Raw genomic sequence first — 25,032 nt, forward strand, 5'->3', positions numbered from 1 at the left:
GAGCTCGTTGTCAGAGAGTTCGCCATGGCAATTATCTCGTCCGTCAAAGCCAAGCTGGGGCTCAGCTTCGCTGCCCTCACCGCCGTAGTCCTGAGCATTTCCATACTTTCAATTGCTCAACTCGAACAGGCCAACGAAGCGTTCGCGAACTATGTCGAAGGTGTGAACCTGAGAGAGGAGCTTGCGTCCGAGCTGCTGGTTGCTGCACAGCAACGTGCGATTCACGCGCGAAATCTGGTTCTGGTTTCCTCCCGGGCTGAACGTGATGCCGAACATGCCATGGTCAGCAAAGCCCACAATGAAGTAGGCGCCACCCTCAGCAAGCTCAGGGCGGCGATCCTCCAGCTTCGCGCCTCACAGGATAGAGAAGAACAGCTGCTGTTCGATGAACTGGCGCGCGTCGAAGGCTTGTATGGCCCCGTTGCACTGGACATCGTCGGATTGGCTGTCGACGGGCAACGTGAGGAGGCCATCCAGCGTATGAGCGACGATTGCATGCCGCTCCTTCGCCAACTGATTCAGGCTGCCGAAGCGTTTATGCAGCACAGTCGGGCGATTGCCGTAGCCGAGGTTGAGGAGGAAAGAGCTCTGTTCGAGGGCCAGCGCAAGCTGCTGGTAGGTGCATGCATTTTGGCCATCGCCCTGGCGATCGGCCTGGGCCTTGCCATTGTCCGCAGCCTGCTGCGGACACTTGGCGCCGAGCCCGACGTGCTCTCGGCTGCGGCGAAAAAAGCCGCTTCCGGCGATATGCGCAGGTTGACGGACCGAGCAGCGGTTCCGCCTGGTAGCGTGATGGCTTCGTTAGGCGAGATGCAATCCAGCCTGGCCGACCTGATCGGGCAGATTCGGGGCTCCGCAGATGTCATCTCTGGCGCCGCGGAAGAACTGTCTCAGTCAACCGAGCAGGCCAGCAGCAGCGTTATCCGGCAAAAGCAGGAAGTCGAGCAGGTTGCAACGGCCATTCATGAGATGGCTGCAACCGTGCAGGATGTCGCGAGAAACACCGAACACGCCGCCCAGGCTGCGATTTCAGCTGACCAGCACGCGCAACAGGGTGAGGACACCGCTCGCGCAGCCATAGATCAAATCGGTCGACTAGCCAGCGAGGTCGGCCGAGCCACCGACGCGATGATGCGACTCAAGCACGAGAGCGAGCGAATTGGGGGCGTTCTGGACGTCATTCGCTCCGTTGCGGAGCAGACCAATCTCTTGGCCTTGAACGCAGCAATCGAAGCCGCCAGAGCAGGAGATGCGGGGCGCGGATTTGCGGTGGTAGCCGATGAAGTGCGCAATCTGGCCAAACGCACGCAAGACGCAACGCTGGAAATACAGGTCCTGATCCAGGGCTTGCAGGCGATTGCCGACGAATCCGCCTCGACGATGGACACTTGCCGCCACTTGACCGATCAGACAGTCGAAGGGGTGGACAGCACCGGCGCCGCTGTACAAGACATTTCCAGGATGATCGCCAGCATCCAGCAAATGATGCAGCAGATCGCAACCGCAGCAGAGCAACAAAGCGCAGTAGCCGAGGAAATCAACTTGAGTGTTATCCGGGTACGGGACATTTCAGAACGGTCGGCTGTTTCCGCCGAGCACACCGCAAAGGCCAGCGTGGATCTTGCTGAGCTGGGTAGCGACCTGCAAAACAAGGTCGGGAGATTCCGAATCTGATCACCCAAACCCCAAGCGGCATTCCAGATCAGGTTACCGACCGGCTCTCCCACTGCACGCTGGGCGCTGCTAGAGTTCGCTGCCGAGCCAACTGCAGCCTCATGGAGCGCGCATGTCACTGGATGACCGCAAGAAACTCGTTCGCCAGCACATCGACCTGACCTGGAATCGTGGTCACCTGGCGCTCGCCGAGCATCTGCACAGCAAGGACTTTCTCTACAAGAGCTCGTTCATTGGAAGGCCGCTCCACAGTGCCGAGTTTCTCGACATGGTCCGACAGATCCGTCACGCCATGCCGGAGCTGGAGGTGGTGGTCGAGGAATGCATCGCCGAAGGCAACCGGGTGGTGACCTGGAGCACGCTGATCGGCACCATCGAGCATGCGGCGTTCGGCTACCCGCCCAGCGACAAGGTGCTGAGCATTTCCGCCATGGCGTTCTGGTCCATCACCCCGACGCAGCAGGTGCAGGAGATCTGCACCATGTTCGACATGGAAAGCTTCCGCGCCCAGCTGGGCCTGGATACCCGCCCCTACGCCGAAAAAGCCCTGCCCTGAGCAGCGGCTCACCAGAGCCAGCCGAGCCAGAGCAGCGCCACCAGCAGCCAGGCGCTGATCGTCAGTGCGCCGCGCTCCCACTGCCGATTCCAGCGCCGCTCGCGCTGACGCCAGCGATTGCGCTCGAGGCCGATGGCAGGGACAGGCAGTGGCGGCTGACGCAGCACCCGCGTGAGATACAGCGACGCCGTCAGCGCCGGGTTCGGCAACCGTGCCAGACGCGACGGCACTTGCCAGCCACGGCGCAGCGCCCATCCAGCCAACGTCAGGGCAGCCAGCAGCGGCCAAAGCGCCGCCCATAGGCCCCCCGGATAAAGGCCCTCCAGCAGGGGTTCACGCAGCGCCGGCCAGACCCAGGGCAACAGCAGCGAGGCCGTGCTGAGCACCGCCCACGGCAGCCATTGGCCAGCCGGCGGGCGCTGCGCCGGGGCATGCTGCTGATCGCGCCACATCAGCCAGAGTGCGCGCAACAGCAGCAGCGCGGTAGCGAAGCTGGCCAGCGTTAGCCACGGCGCCCAGGCCGCGAAGGCGCTGTCGTGCAGGGCGTCCTTGAACAGGTACTTCACCGCCGCCCCGCTGGTCAGCGGCGCCCCCATGATCGCCAGTGCCGGCGGCAACAACAGTAGCCAGGCCAGCCGGGGCAGACGCCCTTCATGGACCATCCCCGCCGCCAGGAACAGCGCGCCCTTGGCCAGGCCGTGATGCACGCCGAACAGCACCAGCACCGCGAGAACTCCCGCCGACGGTTCATCGAGGCTCCACGCCAGCGCCAGAGTCATCAGCATCCAGCCCATCTGGCTTACCGAGGAATAGGCCAGCACCGCCTTCGACTTGGCAGCACACAGGCCCAACGCAGCCGCATAGAGCGCGCCGAAGATCCCGGCTGCCAGCAGCGGCATGCTCCAGGTGGCCAGCGTCGAATCGGCCTCCGGCACGCAGCGCCAGATGCCGAGGATGCCGGCCTTGAGCATCGCCCCCGAGAGCACCGCGCTGGCCGGCACCGGCGCCTCCGGATGGGCCAGCGGCAGCCAGACGTGCAGCGGCCAGAAGCCGGCCTTCAAGCCGAGGCCGAGCAACAGCAGGGCGAGGGTCAGATGGTCGATCGGTTGTGCCTGCCAGCTGGCGAAGTCGAAGGCCTGGCCGGTGGAATGGGTGCGCAACAGCAGACCGGCGAGCAGCAGCATCTCGCCACAGATCGCCAGCTGCAGATACAGCCGGCCGGCGCGCCGCGGTCCCGGGCCGCCACGGTGGACGATCAGCCCGTAGGCGGACAGGCTCATGGCACTGAAGCCGAGGTAGAAACTCAGCGCGTCGGTGGCCACGATCAGCAACAGATTGCCGGCCAGCGCCAGCTGCCAGAACGCCCAGAAGCGCAACCGACGCGGGTCCCGGCTCAGGCTGCTGTTGGCAAAGACCGCTGCGCAGCCCCAGAGCACGGCGGAAAACCCCAGCCAGGCGCGCGTCAGGATATCGTCCGCGCCCCAGCGCACCCCCTCCCACAGCCAGGGCAGCTCCAGCGCCGCCGGAGGCTGCAGCGCCACCAGCAACGCCGGCACGCAGGTCAGCCACAACCACGACAGGGAGCGCTCACGCAGGCACAGCAGCAGCACGCCGCCGAGCAACGGCGCGAAGGGCACCAGCAGCCAAAGCCAGGGATTCATATGGCGAACTCCCGCTCGACGATCAGCTGGCTCCAGCCCAGCGGGCTGAGCGCCGTGGCCGCCAGCAACCCGACCAGCAGTGACAGCAGCGCGGTGAGCACCGGTGGCAGCAGCAACATCCAGTGGGTTTCGAAACGCTCCTCCGCCCAACGGTTCTCGTGCCAGTCGGCCGGCTCGGCGAACCAGCCGCGCCAGAGCAGCGGCAGGAAGTAGGCGGCGTTGAGCAGCGCCGAACCGAGCAGCACCAACAGCACCCAGTCCTGCCCGACCTCCAGAGCACCGAGGCCGAGCGTCCATTTGCTGATGAAACCGGCGATCGGCGGGATGCCGATCATGCCCAGCGCACCGATGGAAAACGCCGTCATGGTCCAGGGCATCCGCCGGCCGACTCCGTCCATCTCGCGAATGCGGTGAATCCCCAGGGTTTCGGCGAAGTTGCCTGCGCAGTAGAACAGCGTCACCTTCATCAGCCCCTGATGCACCAGATGCACCAGGCCGCCCACCGCGGCGATCGGCCCGAGCAGCGCGACGCCCAGCGTCACGTAGGACACCTGGCTGATGGTCGAGTAGGCCAGGCGCTTCTTCAGCTCCTGCTGCTGCAAGGCGCGCAGCGAGCCATAGAGGATGGTGGCCGCGGCCAGCCAGAGCAGCGGCCTGGTGAGATCCAGCCGGGTCAGCGCTTCGGCACCAAAGACGTCGTAGACCACCCGCACGATACCGAACGCCCCCGCCTTCACCACCGCCACCGCATGCAACAGCGCGCTGACCGGCGCCGGCGCGACCATCGCCTGAGGCAGCCAGCCATGCAGCGGGATCAGCGCGGCCTTCACCCCGAGGCCGAGAATCAACAGTGCGAAGGCGACCCGCAGTGCAATGTCATGTTCGTCGACCTGCTCCAGCAGGTAGCCGGCCGCCTGGAAGTCCGGCGTGCCCGCCAGGCTGTGCAGCAGCCCGACGCCCATCAGCACCAGCGTGCCACCACCGACCGTATAAGCCAGGTAGACACGCCCGGCCCGCAGCGACTCGGGCGTGCCGCGATGCACCACCAGCGGAAAGGTGGCCAGCGTCAGCAACTCGTAGAACAGCAGGAAGCTCACCAGGTTGCCGGCCAGCGCAAGCCCCACCGTGGCGCTGACGCACAGACTGAAGTAGCCGAAGAAACGCGAACGCAACGGCGAGTTTTCCAGATAGCCGATGGCGTAGATCGTGGTCAGCGCCCAGAGCAGCGACGACAGCGCGACGAACAGCAGTGACAGGGCATCGGCCTGCAGCACCAGCGGCGCACCTGGCAGCAGCGGCACGCTGAAACGGTATTCGCTGCCCTGGCTGACGCCGTAGAGCATGCCGCCGACCAGCAGCAGCTTGAGGGTTACACCGAGCAGGTTGAGCGTGACCCGCAGGCGCTGCTGGTCCTCGCGCAGGGCGAAGATCACCAGGCCCGGCAGCAGCGAGCTGAGCACGATGCCGAGCGGCAGCAGGCCGTGCCAGTTCATCGTCCAAGCCCTCCGAGCCAGAGCAGCAGCGGCTCGCTGATCAGCGCCAGCCCCCAGACCAGCAGTGCCGGCAGCAGGGCCAGCCACTGCGCCAGACGATCCGCGCGGATGCTCGGCGGATTGGGCCGTGCCCGGTCGAAGCCGTGGGCAACGACGCGGAACACATAGGCGGCCGACATCAGCGTGCCGAGCAGCACGCCCACCGCCCACGGCCAGTGCTGCGGCTGCTCGAACAGCGGCTGCAGCAGCAGCCACTTGGCCAGAAAGCCGCCACTGGGCGGCAGGCCCACCAGGCTGCCACCGGCTACGGCAAATGCAGCCAGGGCGATGGGCACGTTCTGGCTGGCGCCGCGCATGCCCGTCACCCGCTTGCTGCCGAGAATGCTCTGCAATTCGCCAGCGGCAAGAAACATCGACACCTTGGCCAGCCCATGGGCCAGCACGAACAGCCAAAGGGCCGCATGCAGCCGCGGCTCGGGCAGATGCAGCAGCAGGCCGAGGGCCAGTAGCGCATAGCCCAGCTGGGCGACCGTCGAGTAGGCCACCAGGGTCTTCAGCCGCGGCGCGCGCAGTGCCGACCAACCGCCAGCGAGCAACGCCAGTACCCCGGCGGTGCCGAACAGCAGACCCGCGTCGCGACCGAATTCAGCCGGGGCGATCTCGCTCCAGACCAGCCAGAGAATGTACAGCGGCCCCTTGACCACCAGCGCCGAGAGCAACGCGCTGACCGCCGTCGGTGCTGCGGCGTGGGCCGGCGGCAACCACAGGTGCAGCGGCCACAGCGCGGCCTTGAGCATCAGCCCGAGGGTCATCAGCAGCAACGCCAGGTGAGTCACGCCATCGGCCTCGCTCAGCTGCGCCAGCAAGGCCAGATCGAGCACGCCGTAGCGCCCGTAGAGCAGTGCCACGCCGAGCAGATAGGCCAGCGAACCGGCCAGCGACAGCAGCAGGTAGTTCAGCGCCGGTTTCCAGGCCTTGCGCCCGGCCAGCGACACCAGCGCCACGGCCACCAGGCTGAGCAGTTCCAGGGTCACGTAGAGGTTGAACAGATCGGCCGACAGCCACAGCGCCGCCAGCGCCGCGTGCAGCAGGCAGGACAGCGGCCAGTAATCTTCCTTGCCAGCGGCATGGGCGATGCGCGCTGCATAGAGCGCCACCAGCAAATGCAACCCCGCGGTAAACACCAGCAGCAGTGCGGCCAGCGGTGTCAGGCGAAAGCGGATCGCCAGCCCCGCCTCCCAGCCACCGACAAGCAGGTTGCGCTCACCATGATCGAGCACCACCTGCAGCGCCATGATCGCCGCCATCAGCGCACCCAGGCTCAGCGCGATCACCCAGCGCCCGCTGCGCGCCGGGCGCAGCAGAATCAGCAGCAAGGCGCCGGCCAGGGGCAGCAGCAGGCTGAACAGGGCAGCGTTCATCGCTCGTGCTCCGTCGATGAAGCCAGCGCACTGCTCAGCCGCAACGCCAGGGCAGTCGCGCTCACCGCCACCACCAACCCGGTGACCACCAGCGCCACCAGCAACGGATCGCTTGGGTCATGGCGTGCCGCCAGGGCAATCATCACCAGGAACACCCCGCTGCCCATCAGGTTGATCGCAATGATCCGCCGCAGCGCATGGCGCAGCGTCAGCAGCCCGTGCAGGCCGAGCAACCAGAGCGCGAAGCCGATGGCGATCCAGAACAGCGTGGCGCTCATGGCTGCGGCTCCGGCTCGTCACCGATCACCAGCAGACTCAGGCTGGCCGCGATGGACAGCGTCGCCGCCGCCTCGATGAGCAGAATCAGCGGCTTGGCCCAGCCGGCCGGATAGTGCAGCCAGCCCTCACCGAACCAGGCGCAGGCCGCCGCCACACCGATGAACAGCAGCAAGCCGATCAGTACCAGCAGGCGTAGCGGCCAGAAGCTCCAGAGCAAGGCCGGCAGCGCCCCTGCCAGGCGCAGCAGCACGATGCCTGCCGCGAGCAATGCGCCGGCCTGGAATGCGCCGCCCGGCGAGGCCGCACCACGCCAGAGCACATAGCCGCCGGCCAGCACCAGCAGCGGTGCCAGGGTGCGCCCCCAGGCCTGCAGCAGCGGCCAGGGTTCACTCAACTGCGGCTGCAGCGACCCGAGCTGGCGGGCACCGAGCAGCGCCAGCAGCAGCACCGCCAGTTCCAGCAGCGTGTCCCAGGCACGGAAGTTGAGCAGCACCGCTGTCACCGGATGGTCGACGCCGCTTTGCGCCAGAGCCGCGTCGATCTGCGCTGGCACCGTCGGCTGCAACTCGGCCAGCGGAGCCAACTGCGGCAACAGCAGGATCAACAAGGGCAGCAATACCAGTACCGCGGCCAGGCGACGGCGCCGCGACAGGCGCGGTTCGCTGCCGGCCTGGGGTTGGCGCGCCAATGCGGCGAACAGCAATACGCCGGTCAGCCCCGCACCGATGGCGGCCTCGGCCAGCGCCAGATCGGCGGCGCCCAGGCGCGCCCAGGCCAGCGCCAGTACCAGGCCGAAGGCAATGAACAACAACACCCCGGCATACAGCTGACGCACATGCAACGCACCACCGGCCAGACCCAGCAGCAACAGGCCGAGTACTCCGTCGAGCAGCCACTCACTCATCGCCGCCCTCCTCGTCGCACTGGCGTGCCAGCAGCTGGCAGGCGGTGGCGCCGGAGGCCAGCACCAGCAGCCAGATCAGCAGCATCTGCGCGACTTCCAGCAGACTGTCGGCGCGCAGCGAAAGGCCGGCGACCACCAGACCAAGGCCAAGGGTGTCGGCCTTGGTCAGCGCGTGCAGGCGACTCAGGGTGTCGGGAAAGCGCAGCAGGCCGATGCTGCCGGCGGCGAAGAACAACAGCCCGCCGGCCAGCAGTAGCCAGCTGAGCATATCCAGCAGCTCACTCATGGCGACTGCGCCGCAGCAGTTGCACCAGCGCGGCGCTGATCATCGCCGCCAGTAGCGCCAGAACCAGCGCCGCATCACGCAGGCCGGCGGCGCCCTGCCACTGCGCCATGACCAGCAGCAGGGCGGCACCGGTGGTTCCGAACAGCTGCACCGCCAGCAGCCGATCGACCCGCCCCGGGCCGCGCAGGACGCGCCACAGACCGATGACCAGCGTCAACAGCAGCAGTGCCGAGAACAGCGCCATCAGCGCACCTCCCCGCTACCGAGCAGACGCTCAAGGCGCTGTTCGAGATCGACGACGGTAGCCTGCCAGGGCAGCCGCTCATCCAGCACGTGCACACGCATCTCGTCACCCTCGATGCGCGAAGCGAGCGTGCCAGGCAGCAGCCCGACCAGCGCCGACAGCAGCAGCCGCACCCGCGGCGACTGACTGCTGAGCGAGTAGGGATGCCAGGCCGGCTGCAGCGGGCAGCGCGGTTGCAGGGCGCGCCGCGCCACGTCCCAGCCGCCGAGCAACATGTGTTTGAGGAAAAAACCGAGGAATGCCGGCAGTGCGCCAAGGCGCATGCCCAACGGGCGCAACCCCAGCCACAGGCTGAGGGCAACGGCCAATGCAACGGTCGGCACGCCCAGCAGCCAGCCCTGCCCGGCCGCGAACAGGGCCCAGAGAGCGGCATAGATCAGTGACCAGAAGAGCGCGTCGGTGGCTCCGCGACGCAGTGCGGCCTGTGTCATCACATCCTCCTTGGCATACCGGTCTTTGTATCAAGTCGAGGCGAAGAGTTCGCCGCTGTCCACATCCCGCTGCCAAATGCCTTGTATCAGCAGATTGCCGTTGGGCCTGGTCCGAGTGTGCGCCCGTACTCGGGCGGAACGTCCGTGCGCGGGGCTGGTCTGTCCTCCCTGAGGCCGCGGCGTGGACGCCCGGTCATAACAATCACCCCACGAGGGCAAAACAGGGCTGAGCTGCCGGCGAGCAGCACGCCGAGGAATCCGAGATGAGTGCAATTGCGTTGTTGCTGGTAGGCCTGATCGCCATGGCGCTGGGCTACGTTTTCTACTCGAAGTTCATCGCCGAACGGATCTACCGTCTCGATCCCAACTACCGGACGCCGGCGCACACCATGCGCGACGGCGTGGATTACGTTCCCACCAACAAATTCGTGCTCTGGGGCCACCACTTCACCTCGGTGGCCGGCGCCGCGCCCATCGTCGGCCCGGCGATCGCGGTGATCTGGGGCTGGGGCCCGGCCTTCGCCTGGGTAGTCTTCGGCACCATCTTCTTCGCCGGCGTGCATGACTTCGGCGCGCTCTGGGCCAGCGCCCGCAGCCGCGGCCAGTCGGTCGGCATGCTCAGCGGTCGGCTGATCGGCGCACGCGGACGCAGCCTGTTCCTGGTGGTGATCTTCCTCGTACTGCTGATGGTCAACGGCGCCTTTGCCGCGGTGATCTCCAACCTGCTGGTGTCCACGCCGACCTCGGTGATCCCGGTGTGGGGCGCGATCCTGGTGGCGCTGGTGATCGGCCAGATGATCTACCGCTACAACATGAAGCTGCTCTGGCCGTCGCTGGGCGGGGTGATCGTGCTCTACGCGCTGATCCTGATCGGCAACCAGTACCCCATCGTGCTGCCGGACGAGGTCATGGGCCTGTCGGCCAAGTCGCTGTGGATCCTTCTGCTGTTCCTCTACGCCGCCATCGCCTCGCTGCTGCCGGTGTGGGTGCTGCTGCAGCCGCGCGACTACATCAACGGCCTGCAGCTGTTCGTCGGCCTCGGCCTGCTCTACCTGGCGGTGCTGTTCGGCGCGCCGGAGCTGGTGGCGCCGGCCTTCAACCAGGAGCTGCCGGCCGATACCCCGAGCATCGTGCCGCTGCTGTTCGTCACCATCGCCTGCGGCGCGATCTCCGGCTTCCACGGTCTGGTCGCTTCCGGCACCACCTCCAAGCAGCTGGACAAGGAAACCGACGCCCGTTTCGTCGGCTATTTCGGCGCCATGGGCGAAGGCATGCTGTCACTGGCGGCGATCATCTGCTGCACCGCCGGCTTCGCCACCCTGACCGACTGGCAGCAGGTCTACACCGCCTTCGGCAGCGGCGGCGTCACCGCCTTCGTGCAGGGCGGCGGCACGCTGCTGGCCAACGGTCTGGGCCTGCCTGCCGAGCTCGGCGGGACCATTCTCGCGGTGATGGCGATCCTCTTTGCCGGCACCACCATGGACACCGGCCTGCGCCTGCAGCGCTTCGTCATCCAGGAAGCCGGCGAGCTGGCCGGAATGAAGGTCAACACGCTGATCGGCACGCTGATCGCCGTCGGCGTGTGCATGGCGCTGGCCTTCGGCGCCGGCTCCGATGGCACCGGCGGCATGGTCATCTGGCCGCTGTTCGGCACCACCAACCAGTTGCTGGCCGGCCTGACCCTGGCGGTGATCACCGTCATCCTGATCAAGCTCGGCCGATCGCCGATCTACACCCTGGTGCCGCTGGTGTTCCTGCTGGCCATGTCGATCTATGCGCTACTGGTGCAGATGGGCCAGTTCTACCGCGCCGAAAATTGGCTGCTACTGGGCATGGACGTGATCATTCTGATTGCTGCGCTATGGGTCACCCTGGAAGCGGTGATCGCCATGCGCAAAGGCCGCGACCCGGCCGAACAGGCCTTCGAGGCGCAGCCGTGAGCGAGCCGCTGAGCATTCTCGGCAAGGTCTCGGCGGGGTTGCGCGAGTTCTACGTTGCGCCCTATCGCCGGACCTTCGCCCGCGCCCGGCGTGACGAAGACGACCTGTTCATGCTGCTGGTGTTCTCCGAAACCCTGGGCGTGCCCAACCCGGCCGCCTGGTACACCCTGGAGCTGATGCCGGCACTGTACGAGCGCTTCCATGACTGGCATCGGCGCATGGGCATGGAGCGCTCGCCACTGGATCACATCGGATGTTGCTGACGCCATGTTGCTAGAGCTGGCCGAACAGCGGCGCGTACTGTTCTTCGGCGGCAAGGGCGGCGTCGGCAAGACCACCGTCGCCGCGGCCACCGCCCTCGCTCAGGCGCGAGCTGGACGCCGCGTGCTGCTGGTCTCCACCGATCCGGCACACAACCTCGGGCACCTCTGGCAGCGCCCGGTGGGCCCGCAGAAAGTGCGCCTGGCGGCCGGGCTGGACGGCCTGGAACTGGACCCGGAACTCACCGTGCAGCAGCACCTCGAGGACGTCGGCGCCGCCCTGCGCAAGCTGATGCCGGCGCACCTGGCCGGCGAAGTGGACAAGCACATGGCGCTGTCGCGCGATGCCCCGGGCATGCACGAGGCGGCGCTGCTGGAACGCATCGCTGAAACCGTCGACCAGGGTCTAGCCGAATACGACCTGCTGGTGTTCGATACCGCCCCGTCCGGGCACACGGCGCGGCTGATGGCGCTGCCGGAAATGATGAGCGCCTGGACCGAAGGCCTGCTGCGCCGGCAGGCGCGCGGCTCGCGCTTCAGCCAGGTGTTGAAGAACCTCGGCCAGGACGATCGCGGCTTCGGCCAGTCCATCCTCGGCCAGAACGATGGCGAGGCTGCGCCGGATCGCGACAGTCGTATTCGCCAGATCCTCGACCGTCGCCGCGAGCGCTTCAACCGGCTGCGCGAGGTGCTCGGTGATGCGCAGCAGTGCGCGTTCGTCATCGTCCTCGCCGCCGAGCGGCTGCCGGTGCTGGAAACCATCGAACTGCATGCGCAGCTGCAGCGCGCCGGTACGCCGGTCGGCGCGCTGGTGGTGAACAAGCGCTCGCCGGCCGATGCCGGCGCCTTTCTCGCCGAACGCCACGCCCTGGAGGAACAGCATCTCGCCACCCTGCGCCAGGCGCTGGGCCAGCTACCACTGCTGGAGCTGCCGCTCTTGCCCGGTGATGTGGTCGGCGAAGCGGCGCTGGAGGCGTTCGCTCGCCAGTTGAGTGACGCAACGGCAATGCTATAGCCAGCCGTTGTCGCCCAGCACCTGGCTCTTGTAGAAATCGAGATTGGCGCGCATGCCAAACACGCCGGCGGCACCATAGGCGAGGAAGCGGGCGAACTCGCCGTAACCCGACGCGTCGAGCAGCAGGACGATCAACGTGATTGCGATCAGCGCCAGCAGCGTGAAGCTGATCGCACGGCGCCACATGCCCTTGGCCAGGTAATACAACGGGCCGAACAGAAAGGCGAGGATGTTGAAGGCCAGGGCCTTGCGTCGCTCTGCCGGCGGCAGGCGCTTGAACGCGGGCAGTCGCGGCCCGCCCGCTTGGGCAATGGCCAGGAAGCGACGTTTCCAACTGGCAGAAACCGGCAGCGCCTCGATCCGGGCCGTCTCATCGCCGGCAAGCACGGCGAGAGGGGGTGCATAGGGGTTGCGGGTATCCATAAGACCTCCTTGTCGTCGAGCGCCCTATGATCCCTGCCGCCGATGATCCAAGCCAATCGACGTGTCTGTAGCGTGCTTCACAGCATGTTTCCAGGCCCAGCCAGCGTCAGGTCTCAGCACAGATGCCTCACGAACCAGTCCCCGGCCAGCCGCGCCACCTGTTCCAGCGTGCCGTGTTCCTCGAACAGATGGGTCGCGCCCGGCACCACCTGCAGCTGATGCACGCACTGCAGCCGCGCCGCAGCCGCGCGATTGAGTTCCAGCACTTCCAGATCGCGACTCCCGACGAGGAACAGCGAAGCCGCCTTCACCCGGGCCAGCGATTGAGCAGCGAGATCGACGCGACCGCCACGCGACACCACCGCAGCGACATCCGCCGGGCGCGACGCCGCGGTAATCAGCGCCGCGGCGGCTCCGGTGCTGGCCCCGAACAGGCCGATGCGCAGTTCGCGCAGGCCCGCGTCGTTGCCCAGCTGATCAACCACCCCGCTCAAACGCTGGCTGAGCAACGGAATGTCGAAACGCAGCTGACGGGTAATCTCGTCGATCGATTGCTCATCGGCGGTGAGCAGATCAAACAGCAACGTCGCCAGGCCCAGCTCGTTGAAATAGCGCGCCACGCTCTGGTTGCGCGGGCTGTGCCGGCTGCTGCCGCTGCCGTGCACGAAGACCACCAGGCCAGCGGCGTCTGGCGGTACGCAGAGGTCGCCATGCAGGCGCGCCTTGCCGAGGGTGAAGCGCATCGGGGTCGAGGTCGGTTGGCTCATGCGGGCTGCTCTCCCCGGTTCCAGGCACGCTGCAGCAGTTCAACGACCTGCCAATCCGGCGTCTGATCGAAATTTTCGTACCAGCGGCCGATGGCATACAGATCATGGGGCAGATGCAGACAGACGATACGATCGGCCAGCGACTCCAGCTGCGCGACGCTGTCCGGCGCCGCCACGGGTACGGCGACGGTGATGCCGCTCGCGCCAAGCTGGCGCACGGCCTGCACCGCGGCGCGCATGGTCGCGCCGGTGGCCAGCCCGTCGTCGACCAGGATCGCCGCACGCCCGGCGATGACCGGCTGCGGCCGATCACCGCGGTAGGCCCGCTCGCGGCGCTGCAACTCATGGGTCTCCTGCGCGACGGTTCCGTCTATTTCGGCCTTTGAGACGTGCACGTAGCGCACGATGTCCTCGTTCATCACCCGCACGCCGCCACTGGCGATGGCACCCATGGCCAGCTCGCGATTGCCCGGCGTGCCGAGCTTGCGTACCACCAGAATATCCAGCTCCAGCCCCAGGCGTTGCGCCACCTCGTAAGCCACCGGTACGCCTCCGCGGGGCAGTGCCAGGACCAGCGCGTTTCCCCAGCCACCCTCCTGCGCCAGGCGCTCGGCCAGTGCCGCACCGGCCTGCGTTCGATCGGGGAAAGGAATCTTCAGGGTCATGACAGGCTCCTCGGCGTAACCGCTCTAACAGTTAGGAGTCTGGCTCAATAATCAGTGATCGGCAGGCCTTCTGCGGCGAAACGACACAGGGCGATTCCACCGTCGATCGGATGGGAAAACCGCGGAGCGACAAAAGCATTGCCGCCGGCGATATGGCGCCATTAAAGTGCCACTATTCTGTGCCAGCCGATGGATAGATGCCGATGCTCCATAACAACAAGAAACCGGCGCTTTGGCGTGCCCGCACCCTGCTGTTGATACTGGTCGGCCTGTTATCGCCAACCACCTCGCTCCACGCAGGCGAAACCCTGACGCTGCTCACCTGGGAGGAATACCTCAGCGAAGCGGTGATCGAGCGCTGGCAGGCTGAGACCGGCGTCGAGATCAGACAGGTCTATTTCGACAGCGGCGACAAGCGTGACGAAATCCTCGCCAAACCCGATCACCAGATCGATATCGCCCTGACCGAGCTGATCAGCTCGACCCGTTTCGGCGCCCGCGGCCTGCTGCAGCCGCTCGACGAACCCAGCCTGGCCAAGCTGCACCGTGCAGCGCCGCGCTGGCGCGACAGCTGCGGGCGCTACAGCGTGCCGTACCTGTGGGGCACGCTGGGCATCGCCTATCGCAGTGACCGTCTGGACTTCGTACCGCACTCCTGGGCCGACCTGCTGAAACCGGCGCGCCCGGACGAACCGCACATCATCATGATGGAAGACCACGAGGATATCCTCGCCAGCCCGCTGATCCTGCTGAAACACTCGATCAACACCTCGGACAACGATGAGCTGAAGGCGGCGTTCGAACTGCTGGTCAGCCAATCCGAGGCTGTGCTGACCTACGAATACGCGATCACCGCGCTGCGTAGTCAGCGCCATCTCGATCGTGCCGATATGGCGTTGGCCTATAGCGGCGACCAGCAAGTGCTCAACCAGGTCGAGGGGGTGCAAGGCGAGCCCTGGCGCTACGTCGTGCCCGAAGAAGGCACCCTGCTCTGGGTCGACTGCCTCTCGGTGCCGAGCATCGCCCGCAACAAGCCCCTGGCCTATCGCTTCCTCAACTTCCTGAACCGGCCGGATATCGCTGCGCTGAACGCTGCCGAGCTGGGTGTGGCTACACCGAACGCCGCGGCCCAGGCGCTGCTGCCAGAGGAGATCCGCGCGGATCTGACGATCTACCCGGCGGATGACGTGCTGGCGCGCAGCCAGGTCTACGAGATGCGCCCGCTGGAAGCCACGCAGACCCGCAGACGCATCATCAGCGCCCTGATCAACGCCCATGACGCTCGGTAAACGCGCGCTGCTGGTAATCTTCCCGGTCATTCTGATCATCCAGCTGCTCGCATCGACCACCGCCTACCTGACCCAGCGCGCCTCGCTGCTGGGCCTGGAACAGGCGCGTCTGGAACAGCAGCTGCTGGCGCTGCAGTCGGCCTATCTCGACTACGAGGCATTCAATCGCAGCGTGCTGTACTCGATCATGGATAGCGAGGCATTGCTGCTGTTCCTGCGCGAATCGGATACCGCTTTTCGCAACGACACGCTCGGGCTGCGGATCCAGCAGAGCATCCGTTCGCTGTCCAACACCGAGCTCTCGTTCGTCTCCTTTGCCGTGCTGCAGCCCGATGGCGAGCCGGCCTACTATTTCGAAAGCAGCCTGTCGCCGTTCGCTTCGATGGATGAGACCCAACGACAGATCGTGGCTGAAGCCAGACGCTCGTCCCGCCCCGGTGCGACTCGCTATGTCGCGCACGCCGACGGCGGACCGCTCTTGCTGGACACCGATTTCATCCTGCCGGCCAGCAGCAGCCGCCCCCTGCCAAGTCAGCGCAGCGAAGCCTTTGCCGTGCAGCTGGCGGTGCGCCCGGAGCGTTTTCTCAAGCTCAAGCGCAGCCTTGAAGAGGAATACGGCGCCGCGGTCGAGATCGAGCTGCACCAGCTGCCGGTCGAGTCGGGCCTGTCTGCTGCAATCGCGCTGTCACCGGCATTGCATGCACGGCTGACGCCAGCCGCGACCTATACCGCCGAGCGTCTGCAGACCCTGGCGCTGGCCTTCGTCGCCGGCGGCTCGCTGATCTGCCTGGTGTCCATCGGCCTGTTGCTGTGGCTGATTCGCCGTTACGTCACAGGCCCCATCAGCCAGCTGGATGACCAGCTCACCGACCTGCTGCAGAGCAAACGCACCGCACTCGACGAACCCACCGACGGCGGCGAGATTGGACGCCTGACGGTCAACATGAAGACGTTGCACGAGCGCAACACCGAAGCGCTGGAACGCATCCAGGTCATCTCCTGGACAGACAGCCTGACGCAGATCAGCAATCGCGCGCACTTCGGCGTGCTGGCCAACGCCATGTACGAGCGCTGCCTGCAAGCCCACAGGCGCCTGGCGCTGCTGTTCCTCGATCTGGACAACTTCAAGCAGGTCAACGACCAGCACGGTCACGATGCCGGCGACACGCTGCTGCGAATCTTCGCCCAGCGCGTCCGCGGTTTGCTCAAGCGCCATCAGCTGGAGCATGCGCAAACGGATGTGGCCTTTGCGCGACTGTCCGGCGATGAGTTCGCCATCCTGCTGATGACCGACGCCAGCGACGGCGGGGTCGATGAATTGTGTGCGGCAGTGCTCGATCTTTGCCGCGGCGGTTTTCGCCTCGAAGACCGCCTCTACCCGGTTGGCGTCAGCATCGGCACCGCGCGCTATCCGGATGATGCGGACTCGATCACCCAGCTGCTGACCCGCGCCGACACCGCCATGTATCAGGCCAAGGCGGAGGGCAAGAGCACGGTAGTGGCATTCAGCCGCGAGCTGGAGCAGCGCAACGAGCGCATCCGCCTGATCGAAGACCAGCTGCGGGCGCTGGACGGCGACGACCAGCTGCGCCTGGTCTACATGCCGGCGCTGAATCGCGAAGGCACCGTGGTCAGCTGCGAAGTGCTGCTGCGCTGGCATTCGCCCATTCTGGGCACGGTATCGCCCGGCGAGTTCATCCCCATCGCCGAGCGCGCCGGGCTTCACTCCAGGATCGACAACTGGGTCATCGACCGTGCCCTGGCCGAATATCCCAAGCTGGTCGAGCTGTTCGGTGCCGAGGTCATCCTGGCAATCAACGTATCGTCCGCCCAGCTCGCGGATGACCGCATCTGCAATTACCTGCTCGAGCGTGCCGCACATCATGGCGTCGCGCCGGGCAGGATCGAAATCGAGCTGACCGAAACCTACGCTGCCGAACTCTGCACCGACACCATGCAGGTTGTGCAGGCGATTCGCCGAGCCGGCTTCCGAGTCGCCATCGACGATTTCGGCGTCGGCTATACCTCGATCCAGCAACTGCTCGAATACCCGGCCGACACCATCAAACTGGACATGGCGATCATCACCCGCCTGACACAGCCGGACATGCAGCAGAGCCTGAGCGCCCTCGTCGCGTTCTGCCATGCGCAAGGCAAACGGGTGAACGCCGAAGGCGTGGACAACATGGAAAAGCAGTCGGCGCTACTGCAGGCCGGCTGCGACCTGTTCCAGGGTTACCTGATCTCGCCACCGCGCTCGCTCGCGGCGCTGGAGGACTGGATGGCGGTACGCAACCGTGCCCAGGCTGCGCTGCGTCTGGAACAGCTGGCGCCTGATGCGTTGGCGCGCTAGTAGCGCACCTCGGAAACACGATAGACGCGCCGTGGCGGCCCGAACACCGCCTCCATCTGCGCACGGCTGAGCGGCAGGCTCAGCAGCTCCGACGAAGCGGGCGCGGCGACCTGCGGGTAGAAGCGTTCGCCACGCAGCTGCGAGACCAGGCTGACATACACCAGCCGCCCCTGGCGGAAGCTCACGTAGATGCCGCCGCCCTGGTAGTTGTCATCCTGACGCGCCTTCTGCTTGACGATCTCCGGCCACTGCGGCGGCGGTTCCCAGGGAGGCAGGAACTGCGCGACGAATTCCGGACGCAGCGTGCCGATCGCCACCAATGGTGCCTGCTCGGCCAGTTTGATCTGCGCAGCAAGCACGCGGGTATCGGTTTTTTTCTGCAGATCGATCCAGACCATGGTGTTGCGTGGATCCGGCGACTCGCGCACGGACTCGCTAAAGGCGGTCAGCGGCCCGTTGTCCATCCGCCAGATGTTGGCGCAGCCACCGAGAACGAGGAACAGGAAAACCAGCGCGATACGCATAACATGCACCCTCACGGCCCGACCACCCACGCCGGCGCAGCCGACCGAGCAGCGGCGCCGCGCACGAACAGCGCATTCACTGCCTGGAGCATAGCCAACCGCCAGCATTCGACGGCGTCGTGCTTTGCGTTGCGCGGTCGCTGCCGGCCAGCCCGCCGCTGCAAGCCGGTTCAGCGATCAGATGGTTTCTTCTCCAGCCGCCCCGGCCGGATTGGCGCGGGTCGGCATGGCGAGGATTTCCGGCACCACCTCGCGGGCAAACACCTCGTGCAGCCGGCGCAGCTCGGCGAAGGGGTCACGATGATGGTCGACGCGGATATCCCACAACGGGTATTGCTCCTGGTCGACCACATACACCGTCGCCGAGGATTCGCCATGGCGGTCGCCACCCTCGGCGTCGCCAGCCGCCAGCGCGGCCATCAGGCGCTCCACCAGCGGTAGATGCGAGCTGCCGACATAGGCTTCGCAAGCCGCCTCCAATACCTCGCGCCCCTTGAGCCGGTTGCCCTGCACGCAGAACTGCTCGCCGGCGATGGAGCCGGCCCAGGGCAGGCAGCGCTCGCCGGTCCAGCAGGCGGTGCGCCCGCTACTGTCGATGACCGCACACTGGCGCAGCTCCATGCACGGATCGGTGCGCCGCAGCCGCTCGAGCACTTCGCCGGCCGGACTGAACTCGCGCAGGAAACGCAGGCCATCAATACCCAGGTACGGATTGATCTGCGCCTGGGTCGCCACCGCGCCGACATGCGCCGCCGCGTGGGTCAGCAGCTTGCCGACGGCGGGCATCGCCGTGGCGGCGGCCACGCCGAACTGACCGGTGCGCGGGCAGCGGGCAATGATGGAAAAGGTCATGGGCGTGCTCTCTGGATTCGTCAGGGCTTAGGCCCGGGCCGAGGGGCAAACGTTCAGAGCGGGCGGCTCACTCGGGCAATTCGACACTGACCTTGATCGCCGAATACCAGGCCGTGACCGCGGCGATATCCTCGTCACTCAGTCCGGAGGCGATGACGCTCATCTGTGGATGCTTGCGCTCACCGGAGCGGAAGGCCTGCAGCTGCCGCGCCAGGTACAGCTCGCCGTTGCCGGCCAGGTTCGGTGCATCGGCGACCTTGGCGATGCCATCGATACCGTGACACGCCGCGCACATCTTCGCCTTGGCCTTGGCGGCGGTCAGATCCGCCGCCAGGGCCGGAAGGCAGGCGCTGCCCAGCAGCAGTGCCAGCGCCTGGGACAGCCGCCGCTTGAAAACCATCGACATGCAGGAATCCTCGAATGGCGCCAGCCCGCCATGAACGGCAGGCCGGCGCGGCGGCTCACTTGCCCTGGTAGGAGATGCGATAGATGGCGCCGGCGGTGTCGTCGCTGACCAGCAACGAGCCATCCTTGAGCTGGGCGACATCGACGATGCGGCCGTAGTACTCGCCGGTTTCCTCGTCCAGCCAGCCTTCGGCGAAGGGCACTGTCTCGCCGGACGGACCGCTGCCATCGGCCGCAAACGGCGTGAACATCACCCGCGCGCCAGCCGGCACGGTGCGGTTCCAGCTGCCGCGCTGGGCGCTGAACAGGCCGCCGCGGTACTGCTCGGGAAACTGCTTGCCGGTGTAGAACGTCAGGCCCATGTCGGCGGCGTGGGCGGTGGTTTCCACCACGGGCGGGGTCAGGCCCTCGGGCGGCGTTTCGTCGGCGTACTCGTTGGTACGCACCTGGCCGCCGCCGTACCACGGCATGCCGAACTTCATTCCGGCCTTGGATGCATGATTGATCTCGCCTGGCGGCGTGTCGTCGCCCATGCCGTCGACCTGGTTATCGGTGAACCACAACTCCTTCGTCGTCGGGTGATAGGTGATGCCCACCGAGTTGCGCACGCCGGTGGCGTAGACCTCGCGCTTGCTGCCGTCGCGCTCCATGCGCACGATGCCGCCGATACCGTGCCGCTCGTACAGCTCCAGCTTGTCCTTGGGCGGCACGTTGTGCGGCTGGCCGAGGGAGATGGTGAGCTTGCTGTCCGGGCTGATGGCACAGACCCGCGCGCCGTGGTTGTAGCTCTCCTCGTCCTTGGGGATCAGCTCGCCGGTCGGCACCACGATGTCCGCCGCCACGTCCGGCCCCTCGTAGAAGAATTCGGCGGCCGGGAACACCAGCACGCGGTTGTGCTCGGCGACGAACAGAAAGCCGTCCGGGCTGAAACAGGGACCAGGCTGGGTGAAGGAGATCGCCGGGGCGAAACGCTTCACTTCGTCGGCGGTGCGGTTCTTGGTGCGATCGGTGACCGCCCACAGATCGGTCTTGCGGGTGCCGACGAAGACCACTCCGCTGGACGGCCCGACTGCCATGTGGCGGGCATCGGGCACTACGGCGTAGAGGTCGATGCGAAACCCTTCGGGCAGCTTGATGCGCTTGAGGTTCTCGCGGATGGCATCGGCGGTGGGGCCGTCCTGGGCAATGGTCTTCATGTCCAGGGACTGGCCGGTGGTCTTCATCGAGCGCATGCGCTCCAGGGCTTCGTCACTGGTCGGCGCCGCGATGGCGGCGGCGCAGCTCAGCGCGAGCAGGGCGCTCAGGGTCAGGCAGGGAATCTTCATGGCACGCACCTCGGGGCACCGCCACAGGGGGCGGTCATCTTGTTGTTATGGCGTTCCCGGCGCCGAGCTGCGCACCGGGCATGCGGCTAGCTGCCTGCTTCAGCGTAGCGGCCGCCTGGCCATTTACCACTTGAGGTGCCGTGCGGTGCAGCTCAGCCCTGGCGCAGCGAAAGCCCCTTGAGGAAGTTGCGCAGCAGCTGATCGCCGCAGGCGCGGTAGTTGCTGTGGCCGGGCTTGCGGAACAGCGCGCCGAGCTCGGATTTCGACAGCTGCAGGTCGGCGGCATGCAGGATCGCCTGCAGGTCTTCGTCGCGCAGCTCGAAGGCCACCCGCAGCTTCTTCAGGATCTGGTTGTTGCTGACCGGCAGTTCCAGCGGCGGTGCCGGGCGGCTTTCATCCTTGCCGCGCTTGAAATAGATCAGCCCGTCGAGAAAACGCGCCATCGCCTCGTCCGGGCATTCCTGATAGCCGTCCTCGTCCTCGCGGCTGAGCCAGGCACGAACCTCGGCCTCGGCAACCGTGCAACCACCCAGGGCCGCGATTTCGGCCATCTGTGCATCACTGGCCTTGAGGGTGTAGCGCAGGCTGCGCAGGACGTCGTTGTTGAGCATGTTCGCTCCTCACTGAGAAAAGGCCGGCAGTGTGCGCTTTCGGGCGCCCTGCGGCGAGCCCGATCAACCGTCTTCGCGCTCGCCGAGGCGACGGTACAACGTGCGCCGGCCGATGCCGAGCAGGGCCGCCGCGCGGCGCTTGTTGCCGTCCACCAGCTTGAGCACGTGCTCGATATAACGCAGTTCCAGCTCTTCCAGGGTCGGCAGCAACGGGCCATCGCTGAGCTGGGCAAGCAACTCGGTACCAGCACTGCAGGCCTTGTCGTCACGATAGTCGGCGATGCGGCTGGGCAGGTGCTCCAGCTCGATGCTGCGCCCGTGGCAGAAGGTCACTGCCCGCTCGATGGCGTTCTGCAGCTCGCGCACGTTGCCCGGGAACGGATAGCGGCGTAGCTGCTCCAGCGCCGCTGGAGTCAGGCCACGTACCGGCCGCCCGCTGCGCGCGGCGAAGTGGGCGACGAAGCCGGCGGCCAGCAGTTCGAGGTCCTCCTCCCGATCACGCAGCGGCGGCACCTGCAGGATGAAGGTTTCCAGACGGAAGAACAGGTCCTCGCGGAACGCCTCGCGGCCGGCCTCGGTTTCCAGCGGGCGGTTGCTGGCGGCGATGATGCGCACGTCCACGCTGAGTTCGCGCTCGGCACCCACCGGGCGGATCGTGCCTTCCTGCAGCACGCGCAGGAGCTTGGCCTGCAGCGGCAGCGGCATCTCGCCGATCTCGTCGAGAAACAGCGTGCCGCCGTCGGCCTGCTGGAACAACCCCTTGTGCGCGCGGTTGGCGCCGGTGAAGGCACCGGTGACATGGCCGAAGAACTCGCTTTCCAGGAGCTCGGCCGGCAACCCGGCGCAGTTGATGGCCAGGAACGGGCCTTTGGCACGTTCGCTTTGCGCATGCACGGCGCGGGCGACCAGTTCCTTGCCGGTGCCGCTCTCGCCGATCACCAGTACCGGCCCTTCGGCACGGGCGAGCTGGCGGATCTGGTCGAACAGCCCGCGCATCACCCGGCTGCGGCCGAGCATGCCGTGGAAGCGATCATCGCTGAGCAGCTGCTGGAAGCGTCGCACTTCGTCGCGCAGGCGCCGCGTCTCCAGCGCGCGGCCGACCGCCAGGGCGAAGTGCTCGAGGTCCAGCGGCTTGGTGAGGAACTCGTCGGCACCTTCCTTGAGCGCCGCCACCGCCTGCTGAATGCTGCCGAACGCGGTGATCACCAGAAACGCCGGTGCCGCCTGCATGCTCTTCACCCGCCGCAGCAGCGCCATGCCATCGGCGCCGGGCAGGCGCAGGTCGCTGACCACCAGCGCCGGCTCCCAGCTTTCCAGGGAACCCACCGCCTCCTCGGCGCTGGCCAGCGCGCGCACCTGCAGCCCGCGATCCTCCAGCTCCTCGACCAGCAGCTGGCGCAGGCTGTCATCGTCTTCGACCAGCAGCACACGCTCCTGCACCGCGTCAGTCATGATTCTCCTCCTCGCTCAATGGCAGCGCGATGCGAAATGCCGCGCCCGGCAGCCGGCCGTCGACCAGCTCGATACGCCCGCCGCACTCGCTGACCACGCCATGGGCCACCGCCAGGCCCAGGCCGCTGCCCTCGCCTACTGGCTTGGTGGTGAAGAACGGCTCGAACAGCTCCCCGCGATGGCTTTCGGCAATGCCCGGGCCGTCATCCTCGACCTGCATGAACAACTCGCGACCATCGCCCCACCAGCTCAGCCGTACCTCGCCTCCCGGGCTGGCCTGGGCGGCGTTGCGCAACAGATTGGTCAGCGCCTGCTCGAAACGCGGCGGGTCGACCCGGCAATGCAGTGTCTGCGGCGGCGCCTGCAGCTGCAGGCGGACCTCGAGCGCGGCCAGCTCGTCGGCCACGGCGGCGGCGGCCGAATGCGCCAGCACCTCGGCCGGCACGCGGCGCGGGGGTGAGCCGGCGGCCCGGCCGAAATCCAGCAGCTGACGGACGATCGCGCTGAGCCGCGCCACCTGCTGGCGAATCTGCAACAGCGCGCGGCGATGGCTTTCGGCCAGCTCGTCGTCGCGCAACACCCGCTGCGCCTTGCCATCGATCACGCTCAGCGGGCTGCCCAGCTCGTGGGCCACGCCGGCTGCCAACCGCCCCACTGCCGCCAGCTGCTGGCTCTGACGCAGGCGCGCCTGCAACTGCTCCTCGCGGGCCTGCTGCTCGGCGACCTGGCGTTCGGCGGCGGCGATGCTGTCGAGCATCTGGTTCAGCGCGCCGGACAGCACCATGATCTCCTGCGGCCCGCTGCGCGGTGCACGATGCTCGCGCTCGCCAGCCGCGACGCGCTCCATGCTGCGCGCCAGCTGCTGCAGATGCTTGCCCACGGCCGAACGGTGGCCAAGCAGGATCACCACCAGCGCCACCCCGGCCAGCAGCCCACCCAGCCCGGCAGCGATCAGCCGCAGGCGACGGATATCCTGCTCGAAATCGCCCCAGCGCCGGGTCACCTGCAGCAGGCCATTGATCTGCCCACCGCTTTCTTCCAGCGGAACGAAATAGGAATACACCGGGCGACCGTTGATGCGCTGGTACTCGCCGGTCAGCTCGCCGCCTTCGGTAAGCTGCTGGATCGCCGACGCATCCTGATCCGGCTCCACCGCACCGGCATAGGCCGCGAGCTTGCCGTCACGGTCGTAGACGTAGGCGCCATAGACGCGGCCGACGCCAAGCACCGACTCCAGCACCTGCTGCAGGGTGCGCTCGTGGTTCTTTTCCAGGCTGGCGCTGAGCGGCAGGCGTACCGCCCGCGCGACCAGTTCCACTTCGGCCTGCAGCCGCCGCTCGCTGCTGCGCTCGACCGTCCACAGCACCACCGAACTGAAGCCGAACATGATCGCCATGAGCGGCACGATGACCTTGAGCAAGAGCGCGCCACGCAGGCTGGCTGGCCGCTGCCAGATTGATACATGTGTCATACCGGCACACTACAGACCGCTGCCCGACAGGTCCACCGCACCCCGACGAAACGAAAAATACTATTTAAATCAATAACATGAAGCTTTATGGAAAAGCTGGCACGGCTACTGCACCAAGGAATGCGTCTTTAACCGAAGCAGGAATGAACATGACCCAGCACAACGCTCGTCTCGCCTTCGCCGGTATCTTTTCGCTGTTCCTCGGCCTGGCCGCCCCCCTTGCATCGGCCCAATCAGCCAACCCGGCACCCGCTGCCCAGCCCGCCGCTGGCGCGCAAACGCAGCAGTTCAGTGAAAAGAAACTGGAAAGCTTCGCCGAGTCGCTCGGCGAGATCATGGAAATCCGTGAGGAGTTCACCGGCAAGCTGCAACAGACCGAAGACGCCAACAAGGCCCGCGACCTTCAGCAGCAGGCCAACGAGAAGATGCTTGGCGTGATCGAGGAAAACAACATCAGCATCGAGGAATACAACGCCATTAACGAAGCCGTGCAGACCGACCCGGAGCTGCGCAACCGCGTGATTGCGATGATGCAGTAAGTCGTCCCGGCGCTGCTGCCAGAGCAGCTCGCCGAACGATCGGAGCCCCGCCCGGCCGATGCCGGCGGGGCTCTTTGGGTTTTGGATAACGAAAACCTGATACGCCACGCTTCAACAGCGGCGAGCTTCGAG

At 66.5% G+C, this 25,032-nt stretch carries 26 protein-coding genes and 1 pseudogene; 9 read left to right on the top strand and 18 right to left on the bottom strand.

Annotated features, from left to right (window positions below; all coding sequences use genetic code 11):
- Nucleotides 1-24 precede the first annotated feature (24 nt).
- From EA798_RS20920 to EA798_RS09930, 3 genes and pseudogenes are all read left to right on the top strand, one after another.
- Nucleotides 25-576: pseudogene (locus EA798_RS20920) on the top strand (MCP four helix bundle domain-containing protein); the annotation flags it as partial.
- A gap of 393 nt (nucleotides 577-969) precedes the next feature.
- Nucleotides 970-1,674, top strand: coding sequence for a methyl-accepting chemotaxis protein (locus EA798_RS20925; RefSeq protein ID WP_376780544.1), 705 nt, complete (start codon nucleotides 970-972; stop codon nucleotides 1,672-1,674).
- A 112-nt stretch (nucleotides 1,675-1,786) separates the two neighbouring features.
- Nucleotides 1,787-2,230: a ketosteroid isomerase-related protein gene (locus tag EA798_RS09930; protein ID WP_106156119.1), complete on the top strand. Its 444-nt coding sequence runs from the start codon at nucleotides 1,787-1,789 to the stop codon at nucleotides 2,228-2,230.
- A gap of 8 nt (nucleotides 2,231-2,238) precedes the next feature.
- Here the strand turns inward: EA798_RS09930 and EA798_RS09935 are convergent, their stop codons facing one another.
- From EA798_RS09935 to EA798_RS09970, 8 genes are read right to left on the bottom strand one after another with little or no spacing between them, the layout of a single operon-like run.
- Entirely contained in the window at nucleotides 2,239-3,891 is a 1,653-nt protein-coding gene (locus tag EA798_RS09935) for a complex I subunit 5 family protein (protein WP_122098837.1), read from the bottom strand.
- Entirely contained in the window at nucleotides 3,888-5,384 is a 1,497-nt protein-coding gene (locus EA798_RS09940; RefSeq protein ID WP_122098838.1) for a complex I subunit 5 family protein, read from the bottom strand. The genes EA798_RS09935 and EA798_RS09940 overlap by 4 nt, the downstream gene beginning before the upstream one ends.
- The gene (locus tag EA798_RS09945; RefSeq protein WP_122098839.1) at nucleotides 5,381-6,805 is read right to left on the bottom strand and encodes a complex I subunit 5 family protein; all 1,425 of its coding nucleotides are present in this window, start codon (nucleotides 6,803-6,805) and stop codon (nucleotides 5,381-5,383) included. Before EA798_RS09945 ends, EA798_RS09940 begins: the two co-directional genes overlap by 4 nt.
- Nucleotides 6,802-7,083 carry an NADH-quinone oxidoreductase subunit K gene (locus EA798_RS09950; RefSeq protein WP_003283241.1) on the bottom strand — a complete coding sequence of 94 codons (282 nt, stop codon included), beginning with the start codon at nucleotides 7,081-7,083 and terminating at the stop codon, nucleotides 6,802-6,804. The genes EA798_RS09945 and EA798_RS09950 overlap by 4 nt, the downstream gene beginning before the upstream one ends.
- A complete protein-coding gene (locus EA798_RS09955; protein ID WP_122098840.1) occupies nucleotides 7,080-7,988 on the bottom strand; it encodes a hydrogenase subunit MbhD domain-containing protein in 909 nt (302 codons plus the stop codon). Before EA798_RS09955 ends, EA798_RS09950 begins: the two co-directional genes overlap by 4 nt.
- Nucleotides 7,981-8,274, bottom strand: coding sequence for a cation:proton antiporter (locus tag EA798_RS09960; protein WP_106156126.1), 294 nt, complete (start codon nucleotides 8,272-8,274; stop codon nucleotides 7,981-7,983). The genes EA798_RS09955 and EA798_RS09960 overlap by 8 nt, the downstream gene beginning before the upstream one ends.
- Nucleotides 8,267-8,518, bottom strand: a complete 252-nt coding sequence (locus tag EA798_RS09965; protein ID WP_106156129.1) for an MrpF/PhaF family protein — start codon at nucleotides 8,516-8,518, stop codon at nucleotides 8,267-8,269. The genes EA798_RS09960 and EA798_RS09965 overlap by 8 nt, the downstream gene beginning before the upstream one ends.
- The gene (locus tag EA798_RS09970; protein ID WP_106156132.1) at nucleotides 8,518-9,009 is read right to left on the bottom strand and encodes a Na+/H+ antiporter subunit E; all 492 of its coding nucleotides are present in this window, start codon (nucleotides 9,007-9,009) and stop codon (nucleotides 8,518-8,520) included. Before EA798_RS09970 ends, EA798_RS09965 begins: the two co-directional genes overlap by 1 nt.
- A 263-nt stretch (nucleotides 9,010-9,272) precedes the next feature.
- Here EA798_RS09970 and EA798_RS09975 point away from each other — a divergent pair, with 263 nt between their 5' ends.
- From EA798_RS09975 to EA798_RS09985, 3 genes are read left to right on the top strand one after another with little or no spacing between them, the layout of a single operon-like run.
- Nucleotides 9,273-10,949, top strand: coding sequence for a carbon starvation CstA family protein (locus EA798_RS09975; RefSeq protein WP_122098841.1), 1,677 nt, complete (start codon nucleotides 9,273-9,275; stop codon nucleotides 10,947-10,949).
- Nucleotides 10,946-11,212, top strand: coding sequence for a cory-CC-star protein (locus EA798_RS09980; RefSeq protein WP_003283230.1), 267 nt, complete (start codon nucleotides 10,946-10,948; stop codon nucleotides 11,210-11,212). The genes EA798_RS09975 and EA798_RS09980 overlap by 4 nt, the downstream gene beginning before the upstream one ends.
- Nucleotides 11,213-11,216: 4 nt before the next feature.
- Entirely contained in the window at nucleotides 11,217-12,224 is a 1,008-nt protein-coding gene (locus tag EA798_RS09985) for an ArsA family ATPase (protein WP_122098842.1), read from the top strand.
- Here the strand turns inward: EA798_RS09985 and EA798_RS09990 are convergent.
- From EA798_RS09990 to EA798_RS10000, 3 genes are all read right to left on the bottom strand, one after another.
- Nucleotides 12,219-12,647 (bottom strand): DUF2628 domain-containing protein, encoded by a 429-nt coding sequence (locus tag EA798_RS09990; protein WP_122098843.1) that lies wholly within the window; start codon nucleotides 12,645-12,647, stop codon nucleotides 12,219-12,221. The two genes, EA798_RS09985 and EA798_RS09990, sit on opposite strands and share 6 nt — an antisense overlap.
- A 113-nt stretch (nucleotides 12,648-12,760) precedes the next feature.
- The gene (locus EA798_RS09995; RefSeq protein WP_122098844.1) at nucleotides 12,761-13,414 is read right to left on the bottom strand and encodes a dienelactone hydrolase family protein; all 654 of its coding nucleotides are present in this window, start codon (nucleotides 13,412-13,414) and stop codon (nucleotides 12,761-12,763) included.
- A complete protein-coding gene (locus EA798_RS10000; protein ID WP_122098845.1) occupies nucleotides 13,411-14,079 on the bottom strand; it encodes a phosphoribosyltransferase in 669 nt (222 codons plus the stop codon). The genes EA798_RS09995 and EA798_RS10000 overlap by 4 nt, the downstream gene beginning before the upstream one ends.
- Nucleotides 14,080-14,282: 203 nt before the next feature.
- Here EA798_RS10000 and EA798_RS10005 point away from each other — a divergent pair, with 203 nt between their 5' ends.
- Both EA798_RS10005 and EA798_RS10010 read left to right on the top strand, forming a co-directional pair.
- On the top strand, nucleotides 14,283-15,368 hold the full coding sequence (locus EA798_RS10005) for an ABC transporter substrate-binding protein (protein WP_122098846.1): 1,086 nt from the start codon (nucleotides 14,283-14,285) through the stop codon (nucleotides 15,366-15,368).
- Complete coding sequence (locus EA798_RS10010) at nucleotides 15,355-17,721, top strand: putative bifunctional diguanylate cyclase/phosphodiesterase (protein ID WP_122098847.1); 2,367 nt, start codon at nucleotides 15,355-15,357, stop codon at nucleotides 17,719-17,721. The genes EA798_RS10005 and EA798_RS10010 overlap by 14 nt, the downstream gene beginning before the upstream one ends.
- On the opposite strand, the gene EA798_RS10015 is transcribed toward EA798_RS10010, so the two are convergent.
- The 7 genes from EA798_RS10015 to EA798_RS10045 form a co-directional block, all read right to left on the bottom strand.
- Nucleotides 17,718-18,245 (bottom strand): hypothetical protein, encoded by a 528-nt coding sequence (locus EA798_RS10015; protein ID WP_122098848.1) that lies wholly within the window; start codon nucleotides 18,243-18,245, stop codon nucleotides 17,718-17,720. The genes EA798_RS10010 and EA798_RS10015 overlap by 4 nt on opposite strands.
- Before the next feature lie 177 nt (nucleotides 18,246-18,422).
- On the bottom strand, nucleotides 18,423-19,097 hold the full coding sequence (locus EA798_RS10020; protein ID WP_122098849.1) for a DUF1028 domain-containing protein: 675 nt from the start codon (nucleotides 19,095-19,097) through the stop codon (nucleotides 18,423-18,425).
- 67 nt (nucleotides 19,098-19,164) lie between these two features.
- Entirely contained in the window at nucleotides 19,165-19,503 is a 339-nt protein-coding gene (locus EA798_RS10025; RefSeq protein WP_122098850.1) for a c-type cytochrome, read from the bottom strand.
- A gap of 55 nt (nucleotides 19,504-19,558) precedes the next feature.
- Nucleotides 19,559-20,827 (bottom strand): PQQ-dependent sugar dehydrogenase, encoded by a 1,269-nt coding sequence (locus EA798_RS10030; RefSeq protein WP_122098851.1) that lies wholly within the window; start codon nucleotides 20,825-20,827, stop codon nucleotides 19,559-19,561.
- A gap of 152 nt (nucleotides 20,828-20,979) precedes the next feature.
- Nucleotides 20,980-21,438 carry a YehS family protein gene (locus EA798_RS10035; protein WP_122098852.1) on the bottom strand — a complete coding sequence of 153 codons (459 nt, stop codon included), beginning with the start codon at nucleotides 21,436-21,438 and terminating at the stop codon, nucleotides 20,980-20,982.
- 63 nt (nucleotides 21,439-21,501) lie between these two features.
- Entirely contained in the window at nucleotides 21,502-22,890 is a 1,389-nt protein-coding gene (locus tag EA798_RS10040) for a sigma-54-dependent transcriptional regulator (RefSeq protein WP_122098853.1), read from the bottom strand.
- On the bottom strand, nucleotides 22,883-24,361 hold the full coding sequence (locus tag EA798_RS10045; protein WP_122098854.1) for a sensor histidine kinase: 1,479 nt from the start codon (nucleotides 24,359-24,361) through the stop codon (nucleotides 22,883-22,885). The genes EA798_RS10040 and EA798_RS10045 overlap by 8 nt, the downstream gene beginning before the upstream one ends.
- 149 nt (nucleotides 24,362-24,510) lie before the next feature.
- Here EA798_RS10045 and EA798_RS10050 point away from each other — a divergent pair, with 149 nt between their 5' ends.
- Nucleotides 24,511-24,900, top strand: coding sequence for a DUF4168 domain-containing protein (locus tag EA798_RS10050; protein ID WP_122099123.1), 390 nt, complete (start codon nucleotides 24,511-24,513; stop codon nucleotides 24,898-24,900).
- Nucleotides 24,901-25,032 lie beyond the last annotated feature (132 nt).

Source organism: Pseudomonas songnenensis (assembly GCF_003696315.1).
Lineage (GTDB): Bacteria > Pseudomonadota > Gammaproteobacteria > Pseudomonadales > Pseudomonadaceae > Stutzerimonas > Stutzerimonas songnenensis.

Bases quoted from the DNA above. Each gene is read 5' to 3' on its own strand.
- EA798_RS09935 (WP_122098837.1), bottom strand. From the start codon at position 3,891: ATGAATCCCTGGCTTTGGCTGCTGGTGCCCTTCGCGCCGTTGCTCGGC.
- EA798_RS10000 (WP_122098845.1), bottom strand. From the start codon at position 14,079: ATGACCCTGAAGATTCCTTTCCCCGATCGAACGCAGGCCGGTGCGGCA.
- EA798_RS10025 (WP_122098850.1), bottom strand. From the start codon at position 19,503: ATGTCGATGGTTTTCAAGCGGCGGCTGTCCCAGGCGCTGGCACTGCTG.
- EA798_RS09955 (WP_122098840.1), bottom strand. From the start codon at position 7,988: ATGAGTGAGTGGCTGCTCGACGGAGTACTCGGCCTGTTGCTGCTGGGT.
- EA798_RS09970 (WP_106156132.1), bottom strand. From the start codon at position 9,009: ATGACACAGGCCGCACTGCGTCGCGGAGCCACCGACGCGCTCTTCTGG.
- EA798_RS09985 (WP_122098842.1), top strand. From the start codon at position 11,217: ATGTTGCTAGAGCTGGCCGAACAGCGGCGCGTACTGTTCTTCGGCGGC.
- EA798_RS10005 (WP_122098846.1), top strand. From the start codon at position 14,283: ATGCTCCATAACAACAAGAAACCGGCGCTTTGGCGTGCCCGCACCCTG.
- EA798_RS10040 (WP_122098853.1), bottom strand. From the start codon at position 22,890: ATGACTGACGCGGTGCAGGAGCGTGTGCTGCTGGTCGAAGACGATGAC.
- EA798_RS09990 (WP_122098843.1), bottom strand. From the start codon at position 12,647: ATGGATACCCGCAACCCCTATGCACCCCCTCTCGCCGTGCTTGCCGGC.
- EA798_RS10015 (WP_122098848.1), bottom strand. From the start codon at position 18,245: ATGCGTATCGCGCTGGTTTTCCTGTTCCTCGTTCTCGGTGGCTGCGCC.
- EA798_RS10035 (WP_122098852.1), bottom strand. From the start codon at position 21,438: ATGCTCAACAACGACGTCCTGCGCAGCCTGCGCTACACCCTCAAGGCC.
- EA798_RS10020 (WP_122098849.1), bottom strand. From the start codon at position 19,097: ATGACCTTTTCCATCATTGCCCGCTGCCCGCGCACCGGTCAGTTCGGC.
- EA798_RS10030 (WP_122098851.1), bottom strand. From the start codon at position 20,827: ATGAAGATTCCCTGCCTGACCCTGAGCGCCCTGCTCGCGCTGAGCTGC.
- EA798_RS09965 (WP_106156129.1), bottom strand. From the start codon at position 8,518: ATGGCGCTGTTCTCGGCACTGCTGCTGTTGACGCTGGTCATCGGTCTG.
- EA798_RS09930 (WP_106156119.1), top strand. From the start codon at position 1,787: ATGTCACTGGATGACCGCAAGAAACTCGTTCGCCAGCACATCGACCTG.
- EA798_RS10050 (WP_122099123.1), top strand. From the start codon at position 24,511: ATGACCCAGCACAACGCTCGTCTCGCCTTCGCCGGTATCTTTTCGCTG.
- EA798_RS09960 (WP_106156126.1), bottom strand. From the start codon at position 8,274: ATGAGTGAGCTGCTGGATATGCTCAGCTGGCTACTGCTGGCCGGCGGG.
- EA798_RS09945 (WP_122098839.1), bottom strand. From the start codon at position 6,805: ATGAACGCTGCCCTGTTCAGCCTGCTGCTGCCCCTGGCCGGCGCCTTG.
- EA798_RS09975 (WP_122098841.1), top strand. From the start codon at position 9,273: ATGAGTGCAATTGCGTTGTTGCTGGTAGGCCTGATCGCCATGGCGCTG.
- EA798_RS10010 (WP_122098847.1), top strand. From the start codon at position 15,355: ATGACGCTCGGTAAACGCGCGCTGCTGGTAATCTTCCCGGTCATTCTG.
- EA798_RS20925 (WP_376780544.1), top strand. From the start codon at position 970: ATGGCTGCAACCGTGCAGGATGTCGCGAGAAACACCGAACACGCCGCC.
- EA798_RS09940 (WP_122098838.1), bottom strand. From the start codon at position 5,384: ATGAACTGGCACGGCCTGCTGCCGCTCGGCATCGTGCTCAGCTCGCTG.
- EA798_RS10045 (WP_122098854.1), bottom strand. From the start codon at position 24,361: ATGACACATGTATCAATCTGGCAGCGGCCAGCCAGCCTGCGTGGCGCG.
- EA798_RS09995 (WP_122098844.1), bottom strand. From the start codon at position 13,414: ATGAGCCAACCGACCTCGACCCCGATGCGCTTCACCCTCGGCAAGGCG.
- EA798_RS09950 (WP_003283241.1), bottom strand. From the start codon at position 7,083: ATGAGCGCCACGCTGTTCTGGATCGCCATCGGCTTCGCGCTCTGGTTG.